Source organism: Ideonella sp. A 288 (assembly GCF_002198735.1).
GTDB lineage: Bacteria > Pseudomonadota > Gammaproteobacteria > Burkholderiales > Burkholderiaceae_C > Pseudaquabacterium.
Window position 1 is genome coordinate 80,840 of sequence record NZ_MWLO01000123.1, and the last position, 12,187, is coordinate 93,026.

11 protein-coding genes are annotated in these 12,187 nt (G+C 67.3%); 3 read left to right on the forward strand and 8 right to left on the reverse strand.

Translation table 11 applies throughout. The features are described from left to right. The 6 genes from EOINJALH_RS14300 to EOINJALH_RS14325 all read right to left on the reverse strand — a co-directional run bounded on the left by EOINJALH_RS14300 (position 1) and on the right by EOINJALH_RS14325 (position 7,546). Entirely contained in the window at positions 1-1,119 is a 1,119-nt protein-coding gene (locus EOINJALH_RS14300) for a polyamine ABC transporter substrate-binding protein (RefSeq protein WP_088281113.1), read from the reverse strand. Positions 1,120-1,227: 108 nt separating this feature from the next. Then, a complete protein-coding gene (locus tag EOINJALH_RS14305) occupies positions 1,228-2,631 on the reverse strand; it encodes an aspartate aminotransferase family protein (protein WP_088281115.1) in 1,404 nt (467 codons plus the stop codon). A gap of 31 nt (positions 2,632-2,662) precedes the next feature. Then, positions 2,663-4,030 (reverse strand): glutamine synthetase family protein, encoded by a 1,368-nt coding sequence (locus tag EOINJALH_RS14310; RefSeq protein ID WP_088281117.1) that lies wholly within the window; start codon positions 4,028-4,030, stop codon positions 2,663-2,665. A 92-nt stretch (positions 4,031-4,122) separates the two neighbouring features. Further along, the gene (locus EOINJALH_RS14315; RefSeq protein ID WP_088281119.1) at positions 4,123-4,893 is read right to left on the reverse strand and encodes a gamma-glutamyl-gamma-aminobutyrate hydrolase family protein; all 771 of its coding nucleotides are present in this window, start codon (positions 4,891-4,893) and stop codon (positions 4,123-4,125) included. Then, complete coding sequence (locus tag EOINJALH_RS14320; RefSeq protein WP_088281121.1) at positions 4,890-6,191, reverse strand: FAD-binding oxidoreductase; 1,302 nt, start codon at positions 6,189-6,191, stop codon at positions 4,890-4,892. Before EOINJALH_RS14320 ends, EOINJALH_RS14315 begins: the two co-directional genes overlap by 4 nt. A 47-nt stretch (positions 6,192-6,238) precedes the next feature. Further along, on the reverse strand, positions 6,239-7,546 hold the full coding sequence (locus EOINJALH_RS14325; protein WP_088281123.1) for an aspartate aminotransferase family protein: 1,308 nt from the start codon (positions 7,544-7,546) through the stop codon (positions 6,239-6,241). Positions 7,547-7,702: 156 nt separating this feature from the next. On the opposite strand from EOINJALH_RS14325, the gene EOINJALH_RS14330 reads away from it, so the two are divergent. Beyond that, positions 7,703-8,182, forward strand: a complete 480-nt coding sequence (locus EOINJALH_RS14330; RefSeq protein ID WP_088281125.1) for an Lrp/AsnC family transcriptional regulator — start codon at positions 7,703-7,705, stop codon at positions 8,180-8,182. A gap of 112 nt (positions 8,183-8,294) precedes the next feature. On the opposite strand, the gene EOINJALH_RS14335 is transcribed toward EOINJALH_RS14330, so the two are convergent. After that, a complete protein-coding gene (locus EOINJALH_RS14335; protein WP_144290043.1) occupies positions 8,295-8,738 on the reverse strand; it encodes a hemerythrin domain-containing protein in 444 nt (147 codons plus the stop codon). 144 nt (positions 8,739-8,882) lie between these two features. After that, positions 8,883-9,818, reverse strand: coding sequence for an agmatinase (locus EOINJALH_RS14340; protein WP_088281129.1), 936 nt, complete (start codon positions 9,816-9,818; stop codon positions 8,883-8,885). Between EOINJALH_RS14340 and EOINJALH_RS14345 the strand changes: the two genes are divergently transcribed. Then, a complete protein-coding gene (locus EOINJALH_RS14345) occupies positions 9,817-10,593 on the forward strand; it encodes a type 1 glutamine amidotransferase (protein ID WP_234413844.1) in 777 nt (258 codons plus the stop codon). The genes EOINJALH_RS14340 and EOINJALH_RS14345 overlap by 2 nt on opposite strands. Before the next feature lie 251 nt (positions 10,594-10,844). Further along, a complete protein-coding gene (aceA, locus tag EOINJALH_RS14350; RefSeq protein WP_088281133.1) occupies positions 10,845-12,143 on the forward strand; it encodes an isocitrate lyase in 1,299 nt (432 codons plus the stop codon). Positions 12,144-12,187 lie beyond the last annotated feature (44 nt).

Consider the following 12,187-nt stretch of genomic DNA (forward strand, 5'->3'; position numbering starts at 1 on the left):
TTACAGCCCGGTCTTGAAGGCGGTGTAGGTGCGGGTCATCAGCCGCCGCAGGTCGTTGTTCAGCGAGTCGGGCGGCACCATGCGCGCCAGGTCGGTGGGCGACAGGAAGACGGTGGGGTTGTTGGCCACCTCGGGCTTGATGTGCTTGCGCGACTCGGGCACCGGGTTGGCGTAGAAGACCTTGTTGGTCAGGCTGCCGGCCACTTCGGGGCGCAGCATGTAGTTGATGAACTTGTGGGCGTTGCCGGGGTGGGCCGCGTCGGCCGGGATCACCATCACGTCGAAGAACAGAACGCCGCCGGTCTTGGGGATCAGCGCCTGGATGTTCTGTCCGGTCTTGCCGTCGATGGCCCGTTGGCGGGCGATGTTGATGTCACCGGACCAGCCGAAGGCCAGGCAGATCGAGCCATTGGCCATGTCGTTGATGTAGCCGGACGAGCTGAACAGCGTCACGTGCGGGCGGATCGACTTCAGCACCTGGGCCGCGGCCGTGTAGTCGGTGGGCACCTTGCTGAACGGCGGCTTGCCCAGGTAATGCAGCACCGACGGCACCACCTCGGTGGCCGAATCGAGCATCGACACGCCGCAGCCCTTGAGCTTGCTGATGTACTCGGGCTTGAAGACCAGGTCCCAGACGTTGTCGGGCATGGGCGTGGAGCCCAGCGCGGCCTTGACCTTGTCGACGTTGATGCCCACGGTGTCGAAGCCCCACAGCCAGTTCACCATGTACTGGTTGCCCGGGTCCATGCGCGCCAGTTGCGCCTGCACGGCCGGGTCGAGGTTCTTGAAGTTCGGGATCTTGGACTTGTCGATCTTGGCCAGCAGGCCACCGTCGATCTGCAGCTTGGCCCAGTTGGACGAGGGCACGACGATGTCGTAGCCCGTCTTGCCGGCCACCAGCTTGGCGTGGACGATCTCGTTGTTGTCGAAGTTGTCGTACCGGACCTTGATGCCGGTTTCCTTCTCGAAATTGCGGATCGTGTCTTCGGCGATGTAGTCCGACCAGTTGTAGATGTTGAGGACCTTGTCCTCCTCCTGGGCCACGGCCGACTGCCAGCCCAGGGCCGAGGCGGCGGCCAGGCACAGCACAGCAAGCGAGCGACGGGACGACAGCTTCATGAATCAACCTCCGGAAGGGTGTGATCGGGTGTGGTGGGTTTGGGGTGAGTCTACGCAGCGCGCCGGCACGGGTTCATCCGGGGATGCCTGGGGGCACGAGCCCACCGCTCAGGCCAGCCAGCCTTCGCGTTGGGCATCGGCCAGCGTGAGGTCGAGGCAGCGCCGGATCAAGGCCATCATCTCGTCGATCTGGGCGCGGGTGATGACCAGCGGCGGGGCGATGATCATGCGACTGCCCACGGCACGCATGACCAGGCCGTTGGCGAAGCAGTGGCCGCGGCACACCATGCCGATGCCCACGGCGGGGTCGAACGGGGTCCATCGGGCCTTGTCCTTCACGAGCAGCAGCGCGCCCATCAGCCCGCAGGTCTCGGCATCGCCGACGAGCGGGTGGTCACGCAGTGTTTCGTAGGCCTTCGCAAGATACGGGCCCACGTCGTCGTGCACATGCTCCACCAGCCGCTGCTCGCGGATCAGCTTGATGTTGGCCAAGGCCACCGCGCAGGCCACGGGGTGGCCGGAGTAGGTGTAGCCATGCTCGAACTCGCCGCCTTGCTCGATCAGCACCTTGGCGATGCGGTCGCCGACCATCACCCCGCCCAGCGGCACATAGCCGCTGGTGACGCCCTTGGCGAAGGTCATCAGGTCAGGCCTGAAGCCGAAGCGCTCGCAGCCGAACCAGTGGCCCGTGCGGCCGAAACCGCAGATCACCTCGTCGCTGACCAGCAGGATGCCGTACTGGTCGCAGATGCGCTGGATCTCAGGCCAGTAGGTGTCGGGCGGGATGATCACGCCGCCGGCGCCCTGCACCGGCTCGCCGATGAAGGCGGCCACCTTGTCGGCACCGATCTCGAGGATCTTGGCCTCCAGCCAGCCGGCGGCCACCTTGCCGAACTCGTCGCGGCTCATGCTGCGGCCGTGCTCGGCCCAGTACGGTTGCTCGATGTGCACGATGTTGGGGATCGGCAACCCACCTTGGGCATGCATGCCGCTCATGCCCCCCAGCGAGGCGCCGGCCATCGTGGAGCCGTGGTAGGCGTTGTGGCGGCTGATGATCACCTGCCGGTCGGGCTGGCCCAGCACGTCCCAGTAGCGGCGCACCATGCGCACCACGGTGTCGTTGCCTTCGGAGCCCGAGCCGGAGAAGAACACGTGCTTGAACTGCGGCGGCGTCACTTCGGACAGCAACTCGGCCAGCTCGATGGCCGGCGGCGTGGCGGTCTGGAAGAAGGCGTTGTAGAAGGGCAGTTCCATCATCTGCTTCGCCGCGGCGTCGACCAGCGCGCGCTGGCCGTAGCCCACGTTGACGCACCACAGGCCCGACATCGCGTCGAGCAGCTTGTGGCCGTCGCTGTCCCAGAGGTAGATGCCCTCGGCGCGGGTGATGATGCGCGAGCCCTTCCTGGCCAGCGACTGGAAGTCGGTGAAGGGGTGCAGGAAGTGCGCCGAGTCGGCGGCCTGCCAGGACTGTGTGCTGCGGACGGGCGACGTAGGTTGGAGAACGGCGTTCATGGGTGGTTTCCTCGGGTCTCGGTCGGCAGGATCAGACGTGGAGCAGCAGGTGTTCGCGCTCCCAGGGGGAGATCACCTTCATGAACTCGGCGTACTCGATTTCCTTGACCTCGGTGTAGACGGTGATGAAGTCGGCGCCCAGCACGTCGTGCAGGTCCTTCTCGTCGCGCAGCAACTGCAGCGCTTCGCCCAGGCTGCGCGGCAGCTGGTGGTCGCCCAGGTAGGCGTCGCCCTTGCACTCGGCGCTCGGCTCGATCTGCTTCTGCATGCCGAGGTAGCCGCAGGCCAGCGTGGCGGCCAGCGCCACGTAGGGGTTGGCGTCGGCACCGATCACCCGGTTCTCGATGCGCCGGGCGGCGGGCGAGGCCACGGGCGAGCGGATGCCCACGGTGCGGTTGTCGGTGCCCCACTGGATGTTGATCGGCGCGGCAGTGAAGCGGGCCAGCCGGCGGTAGCTGTTGACGTAAGGCGCGAACAGCGCCATCGCCGCGGGGATGTAACGCTGCAGCCCGCCGATGTACCAGAAGAACTCCTTGCTGGGCGAGCCATCCGCGTTGCTGAAGATGTTGCCGCCGTCGCTCTCGCGCACCACGCTCTGGTGCACGTGCATCGCGCTGCCCGGTTCGCCGGCGATCGGCTTGGCCATGAAGGTGGCGAACATGTCGTGGCGCAGCGCGGCCTCGCGCACCGTGCGCTTGAACAGGAACACCTCGTCGGCCAGGCCCAACGGGTGGTCGTGGAAGAAGTTGATCTCCATCTGGCCGGCACCGATCTCGTGGATCAGCGTGTCGACGTTGAGCTTCATCTTCTCGCAGTAGTCGTACACGTCCTCGAACAGCGGGTCGAACTCGTTGACCGCGTCGATGGAGTAGGCCTGGCGCGAGGTTTCGGCGCGGCCGCTGCGGCCGATGGGCGGCTTGAGCGGGATGTCGGGGTCGGTGTTGCGCGCCACCAGGTAGAACTCGAGCTCGGGGGCCACCACCGGCTTCCAGCCTTTGGCCGCGTACAGGTCGCACACGCCGCGCAGCACCGATCGCGGGGCAAAGCTGATGAGCTTGCCCTCGGCGTCGTAGCAGTCGTGGATGACCTGCGCCGTGGGGTCGGTGGCCCAGGGCACGATGCGCACGGTGGACGCATCGGGGCGCAGGTGCATGTCGCGGTCGGTGGGGCCGATCACGTCGTAGTACGGGCCGGCCTCGGGGAACTCACCGGTCACGCCCATGCCGACGATGGCCTCGGGCAGCCGCATGCCACGGTCTTCAGTGAACTTCTCGCGCGGCAGGATCTTGCCGCGGGCCACGCCGGTGAGGTCGGGCACGAGGCACTCGATCTCGGTCACGCGATGTTCATTGAGCCAGCGTTCGAGCTCGCTGAAATTGAAGGGGTCTCGGTTCACCATGGGTCACCTGTGGGTTCGCATCGATCGGGTGGCGGCTCTCGTGGAGGCCACCGGGGAAGAAGGGCGCCGGTGGGCGCCTTGCGCTAGGACAGCTAGGGAATCGCGGTTCGATGGCGGTCGCGCCAGGACCGGCAGGCGGCACCGAAGGCCTGCAGCATCTGCATCGACACCGGGTTGCCGGCGGCCTGCCATTCGGGGTGCCATTGCACGCAGAGGTTGAAGCCCTTGGCCTCGGCCACCGAGAACGCTTCGACCAGGCCATCGGGGGCCCGCGCTTCGACGCGCAGGCCGGGGGCCAGGCGGTTCACGGCCTGGCCGTGCACCGAGTTGACGGCGAAGCGTCGGGCCTCGACCACCTCGGACAGCAGGCCACCCGGCACCACGTCCACATCGTGCGAGGGGCCGTACTGCACGGCGGCCGGTTCACCGGCGGGCGCGCGGTGGTCGCGATAGCGGCCGACGTCCTGCACGGCCTGGTGCAGCGAACCACCGAGCGCCACGTTCACCTCCTGCGTGCCGCGGCAGATGGCGAACAGCGGCAGCCCGCGCGCCAGCACCTTGGGGATCAGCGGCAGCGTCCAGGCGTCGCGATCGGTGTCCAGCGGCAGGGCGCTGTCGTGCACCGCCTCCTCGAAGTGGCTCGGGTGCACGTTGGACGGTGAACCGGTGAGCAGCACGCCGTCGGCGAGGTCGAGCAGGGCGTCCAGTTCCTCGGGCTGCGCGAAGGGCACCACCAGTGGCAGGGCGCCGGCCAGGCGCACCGCGTCGATGTACTTCTTGCCGACGATGTGGAAGGGGTGGTCGCCCAGTTGACGGTTGCAGGCCGGCACGAGCAACACGGGTTTGCGTGCGAGGGAGCTCATGCCAGGGCGTCCTTCATGCGGTACCAGGCCATGCCCAGCACGAGCGCGGGCGTGCGCAGCCAGCGTCCGCCGGGGAAGGCCCGGTGCTTGATGCGGGCGAAGGTGTCGAAACGCATGGCATCACCGGCCATGGCCTCGGCCACCAGGCGGCCGGCCAGCCCGGTGAGCGCCAGGCCATGTCCGGAAAAGCCTTGCAGGTAGTACACCTGCGGCTGGTCGGGCAAACGGCCGAAGTCGGGCGCGCGGTTCATCGAGATGTCGACGAAGCCGCCCCAGGCGTATTCGATCGGCGTCGGGGCCAGTGCGGAGAAGGTGCCGACCATTCGGCGCTTCATGCTTTCGGCCAGGTTCATCGGCGTGGCGGTGCTGTAGCTGACCCGTCCGCCGTAGAGCATGCGGTGGTCGGCGCTGAAGCGGAAGTAGTCGAGCACGACGTTGTTGTCGCACACCGCCGCCCCGCACGGGATCAGTTGCTGCACCAGCGCCGGCGATACCGGCGCGCTGGCCACGATGTAGGTGCCGACCGGCATGATGCGCGACTCCAGCGCCGGGGCCACACCCTGCAGGTAGACATTGCCGGCCAGCAGCACCTGACGCGCGGTGACAGATCCGCAGGCCGTGTGCAGCACCGGCCGCGGGCCCGGGGTCATCGAGGTGACGGCGGTCTGCTCGTGCACCTGCACCCCCAGCAGCGTGGCCGCGCGGGCCAGGCCCAGCGTGTACTTCAGCGGGTGCAGGTGGCCCGAGCGCGGATCGTGCACACCGGCCACGTAGCGCGGGCTGTCGATCCAGCCGGGCAGCGCGGCGCGGTCGATCGGCGTCATCGGGTAGCCGTAGGCGCTGGCCAGGCGGTCGGCCCCGGCCAGCAGCTCGCGGGCCTTGCCGTCGCTGACCGCGACACCGAGGTAGCCGTCGCGCCAGTCGCAGTCGATGGCGAAGCGGGCGCGGCGCTCGCCGATCATGTCCAGCGCCTCGATCGTCATCGCGAACACCTGCCGGGCCGTCTCGAGCCCCAGCTGCGATTCGATCTCGGCGTTGTCGCAGGCCAGGCCGTGGATGGCCTGCCCACCGTTGCGGCCGCTGGCACCGAAGCCGATCTCGCGGGCTTCCAGCAGCCGCACCGAGAACCCGCGGTCGGCCAGTTCGATGGCCGCCGACAGGCCGGCCAGGCCGCCCCCGACGATGGCCACGTCGCAGTCCACCGCGCCTTCCAGCGCCGGATGGGACACGCCCCGTACGGCCGTGGCGGCGTAGTACGAGTCGCGCGTGAGTTCTCGATCGGCGCTCAGGAAGTGCATGGGGTACGCGCTAGGCAGGTCCTCAGTGGGCTCGGTGGCGTGCGCTGTCAGGCGGCGCGCTGGATGGCGCCGCGCAGCGTGTCGACGATCTGGTCGATCTGCTCGCGCTCGACGATCAGCGGCGGCGACAGGGCGATGATGTCACCGGTGACGCGGATCAGCATGCCCTTCTGGAAGCAGTCTAAGAACACGTTGAAGGCGCGCTTGGCCGGCTCGCCGGTGATCGGTGCCAGCTCGACCGCGCCGACCAGGCCGAGGTTGCGGATGTCGATCACGTTCGGCAGGCCGCGCAGCGAGTGCACGGCTTCGGCGAAGTAGCCCTGCAGTTGCTGGCCGCGGGTGAGCAGGCCGTCGTCGGCATAGGTCTCGAGCGTGGCCAGGCCGGCGGCGCAGGCCAGCGGGTGCGCCGAGTAGGTGTAGCCATGGAAGAACTCGATCAGGTGCTCGGGCCCGTTCATGAACACGTCGTGGATCTGCTGCTTCACCGCCACCGCACCCATCGGCACGCAGCCGTTGGTGATGCCCTTGGCCATCGTCATCAGGTCGGGCGTGACGCCGAAGGTCTGTGCGGCGAAGGGTTGGCCGGTGCGGCCGAAGCCGGTGATGACCTCGTCGAAGATCAGCAGGATGCCGTGCTTGTCGCAGATCTCGCGCAGGCGCTGCAGGTAGCCCTGCGGCGGCACCAGCACGCCGGTGGAGCCGGCGATCGGCTCGACGATCACCGCGGCGATGGTCGACGGATCGTGCAGCAGGCACAGCCGCTCGAGGTCGTCGGCCAGTTCGGCGCCATGCGTGGGTTGCCCCACCGAGAACGCATTGCGGGACAGGTCGTGCGTGTGGCGGATGTGGTCGACGCCGGCCAGCATGGCGCCGAACATCTTGCGGTTGGCCAGGATGCCGCCCACCGAGATGCCGCCGAAATTGACGCCGTGGTAGCCGCGCTCGCGGCCGATCAGCCGGGTGCGGTGGCCCTCGCCGCGCACGCGGTGGTAGGCCAGCGCCATCTTCAGCGCGGTGTCCACCGACTCGGAGCCCGAGTTGGTGTAGAAAACCTTGTTCATGCCGGCCGGCAGCAGCTTGCTCACCGCATCGGCCAGTTCGAAGGCCTTGGGGTGGGCCATCTGGAAGGGCGGTGCGTAGTCCATCTCGGCCGCCTGGTCGGCGATGGCCTTGACGATCTTCGGCCGCGCGTGGCCGGCGTTGACGCACCACATGCCGGCGGAACTGTCGAGGATCTGCCGGCCGTCGTCGGTCCAGTAATGCATGCCCGATGCCTTGGTGAGCATGCGGGGGGCCTTCTTGAACTGGCGGTTGGCCGTGAACGGCATCCAGAACGCGTCGAGATCGGGCTTCATCGGGGCTCCTTGCAAGGCGGCATGTCGGCGGCGCCAAAGCTGCCGATGCTGGGTTGGAGTCTAGCCATCCGCGGGCGCAATGTGCTTGCGCAATCCTGCCTCGCCGTTGACGCGCGAGCAATAGAATGCGGCGCAACGGCAGATCAATCGAATTTCATGCGAACAGACAGCCCCAAGCCGCAACTCGATGCGATCGATCGGCAGATCCTGCAGGCGCTGCAGGTCGATGGTCGCCTGTCCAATGTCGACCTCGCCGAGCGGGTGCACCTGTCACCGTCGGCCTGCCTGCGGCGCGTGAAGCAACTTGAGGAGTCGGGCGTGATCGGCCAGTACGTGGCCCTGCTCAACGCCAAGGCCCTGGGCCAGCATGGCACCTGCTTCACCATCATCAACCTCACGGCGATGAACGATGGCGTGCTGGAGGCGTTCGAGCGCGCAGTGCGCGACCAGCCCGAGGTGCTGGATTGCTTCTATGTCGCCGGCTCGAACGACTACCTGATCCGCTTCAGCTACCGCGATGCGGAGGACCTGGAGCGTTTCCACACCCAGGTGCTGATGCGCCTGCCGGGCGTGGAGCGCTCGAACTCGATGCTGGTGCTGCGCACGGTGAAGAAGACCACCGCGCTGCCGTTGTGACGGTGCGAATACGCACGCCGCGGCATCCACGGCGCGCCCCACGGCCGGCCTGGCAGGGCCGGCCTCTTCGCCAGCCACACGAGCCCGCACCAGCGGACTCGTGTGCGCGGGCTCAGCCCAGCGCCTTGGCGCCGAGTTCGCGAGCGCGCGGGTAGATCATCGACTCTTCCAGCGCGATGTGGTCGAGGTACAGCGCGGCGAACACGCTGACACTGTGGCGGAACTCGTCGAGGTCGTACCAGCTGTAGCCCTCGGCCACCGCCTGCAGCTGGGGCGCGAGTTCGATCCAGTCTTCCTCGAGCCAGCCATGGTCCTGCTTCAGGCGTTCGATGTGCTGGGCGAGTTGCTCGTCACCGCTGCGCAGCAGGCCCGGGAAGATCAGTCGTTCTTCGTCGGCGTGGTGCTGGCGGGCGTTCTCGTTGAAGAACGCGCAGATGGAGCGTGCGCTGTCCCGGGCGATCGGTGTCACGCCATCGGCTTCGAGGTGCGACAGCAGGCGATCGAGTTCGGCCAGCACTTCGAGCATGCGGACGTGGGTCTGGTCGAGCGCGGCCATGCCGGGCAGGGCGGGCGCAGGCGGACGGGCGGGGCGGGGCGCCTNCTTGGCGGCGGCGGTGGGCTTGTTCATCGTTGGCTCCTGACAATGGGCCCGATTCTTCGCCGCCTGCAAATTCAACGCTTGAGACGTGTCAAGTCCCCGTCAAACATCCTGGCGCGCGAGGCGACGCCGTTGGCCACACAGGTAGGTCCACACCAGCGTGGCGGCCGCGTTGCTGGTGAGTTCGGACAGGTCGAACGGCGGCGCCACCTCGACGCAGTCCATGCCCACGAAGGGCAGGTCGGCGGATTCCTCCAGCAGCGTCAGCAGCTGCGCGGTGCTCAGGCCGCCGGGCTCGGGGGTGCCGGTGCCGGGGGCGTAGGCCGGATCGAGCGCATCGATGTCCAGGCTCAGGTACAGCGGCGGATGACCGTGGGCCGCCAGGCGCTCGCGCACGGCCTGCAGCACTGGCGCCAGCTGCGCCGGCGAGCTCAGGCCCCGCAGGTCGCGGGCAGTGAAGATCAGGCCGCCCTGGTCGCGCACGTACTCGCGCGCCTCGCGCCGCCCCGACGAACGGATGCCGACCTGCACCATGCATTCGCGCTGCACCAGGCCTTCCTGGATGGCCTCGTACACCCAGGTGCCGTGGCCGCTGGGCTCGCCGAAGTGGTCTTCCCAGGTGTCGCAATGGGCATCGAAGTGCAGCACGGCCAACGGCCGGCCCAGCACCTGTCGAAGCGAGCGCAGCACGCTCAGGGTGACCGAATGGTCGCCACCCAGCCAGGCCATGTGGTGGGAGCGCAGCAGCGCAGGCGCCTGCGACTCGATGGCGCTGCGGCAGGCGTCCAGGCTGGTGTTGGGCAAGGGCAGGTCACCGGCGTCGCCGAGGGCTCCTTCGAGGTCCAGGTCGAAGTGCGGGTGCGTGCCGTCGCACAGCATGTGGCTGGCTTCGCGGATGGCGCGCGGACCAAGCCTGGCACCCGGCCGGTTGGTCACCGCGCCGTCCCAGGCCAGCCCCGCCACGCCGAACCGATGGGCGGCGGCCAGCGGCGGGCATCTGAGAAATGTGGTCTGGGACAAGAAGGCGAAAGCGGACATGGACGATCCCTGGGGCACACTGGCGCGCGATGATAGGCCGCCACAGGAAGGTCAAACTCCGATGAAGCCCGTGCTCGTGCTGCAACACCTCGTCAACGACGGACCGGCCTACCTGGACACCTGGTTGCGCCGCCAGGGCGTCCCGGTTGAACTGCGCTGCACCGAGGCGGGCCAGGCGTTTCCCGATCGGCTGGACGGCTACTCGGCCCTCGCGCTGTTGGGCGGCTCGATGAGTGCGAACGACGACCTGCCGTCGCTGCGGCAGGCCGAGACGCTCATCCTGCAGGCCATGGCGCTCGACGTGCCGATGATCGGCCATTGCCTCGGCGGCCAGTTGATGGCCCGTGCGCTGGGCGCCGAGGTGACCGAGTCGCCGGCCCCCGAGGTCGGCTGGTCGCCGATCCAGGTGCTGGGCGGCTCCACGGCGCGCACATGGTTCGGCGGGGCACCCTCCCCGACGGTGTTCCAGTGGCACTACGAGGCCTTCGATCTGCCCGAGGGCGCCGAACCCCTGGCAGGCAACGATGCCGCGCCGAACCAGGCCTTTGCCATCGGGCCCCATCTGGCCATGCAGTTCCACATCGAGGTCGACGAGGCCAAGTTGTCGATCTGGCTCGAGCACCTCGATGCCGGCTATGCGCCGGCCTTGCAGTCGCACCCGGCGAGCGTGCAATCGGTGCAGGCCATGCGCGACGGAGTGGCTCAGCATCTTGCAGCGCATCAGGTCATGGCCGATCGCATCTACCGCCGATGGCTGAGTCGCGCCCAGCGCTGATCCCACGATGTGAAAGATCCGTTTCGGATCGCGGAATCATCACTTGCTGCGCTGCAGCAGAATTTTCCATGACAAAGAATTGCCTTTCGCATCATGGAAAACTGGCGTTAAGTTGTTGATTCTTAAGGCATGAAATTTATGTCTTCTATAAGACATAAGTCTTCCCAAGGTGCCGCGGGCACGTTACGCTAAGCCCATCGATCGACAGGTTTACAAGCGTTTCTCCCACCCCCCGTCACCTAGGAGTCTTCATGAGCCAACTCACCCGCGAACAGCAAATTGCCGCCCTCGAAAAGGATTGGGCTGAAAACCCCCGTTGGAAGGGCATCAAGCGCGGCTACTCCGCGGCCGACGTCGTGCGCCTGCGCGGCTCGCTGCAGGTCGAGCACACGCTGGCCAAGCGCGGTGCAGAGAAGCTGTGGAACCTGATCAACACCGAGCCGTTCGTCAACTCGCTGGGCGCTCTCACCGGCAACCAGGCCATGCAGCAGGTCAAGGCCGGCCTGAAGGCCATCTACCTGTCGGGCTGGCAAGTCGCCGGTGACGCCAACAGCAATGGCGAGATGTACCCCGACCAGTCGCTGTACTCGGTGGACTCGGTGCCGAAGGTCGTCAAGAAGATCAACGCCACTTTCGCCCGTGCCGACCAGATCCAGTGGTCCGAAGGCAAGAACGATATCGACTACTTCGCGCCCATCGTGGCCGATGCCGAAGCCGGTTTCGGCGGCGTGCTCAACGCCTTCGAACTGATGAAGGCCATGATCGAAGCAGGCGCCGCCGGCGTGCACTTCGAAGACCAGTTGGCAGCTGCCAAGAAGTGCGGCCACATGGGTGGCAAGGTGCTGGTGCCGACGCGTGAGGCCGTGAGCAAGCTCGTCGCCGCCCGTCTGGCTGCCGACGTGATGGGCACGCCCACCATCCTGCTGGCCCGCACCGATGCCGAAGCCGCCGACCTGGTGACCACCGACGTCGACGACAACGACAAGCCCTTCTTCACCGGCGAGCGCACGGTCGAAGGCTTCTACCGCAGCCGCAACGGTGTGGACCAGGCCATCAGCCGCGGTCTGGCCTATGCCGAGTACGCCGACCTGATCTGGTGCGAAACCGGCACGCCGGACCTGGCCTTCGCCAAGAAGTTTGCCGACGCCATCCACGCCAAGTTCCCGGGCAAGCTGCTGGCCTACAACTGCTCGCCCTCGTTCAACTGGAAGAAGAACCTCGACGACGCCACCATCGCCAAGTTCCAGCGCGAGCTGGGCGCGATGGGCTACAAGTTCCAGTTCATCACGCTGGCCGGCTTCCACAGCCTGAACTACTCGATGTTCAACCTGGCCTACGGCTATGCGCGCAACAACATGACCGCGTTCGTCGAACTGCAGGAGGCCGAATTCGCCGCTGCCGAGAAGGGCTTCACCGCCGTGAAGCACCAGCGCGAAGTGGGCACCGGTTACTTCGACGCCGTGACCACCACGATCGAAGCCAACGCCTCGACCGCTGCGTTGAAGGGCTCCACCGAAGACGAACAGTTCTTCGACAAGAAGCACGGCTGATCAGGCGGGCAGGGCAGCCCCATCAGGGCTGTCCTGCCGGTCGT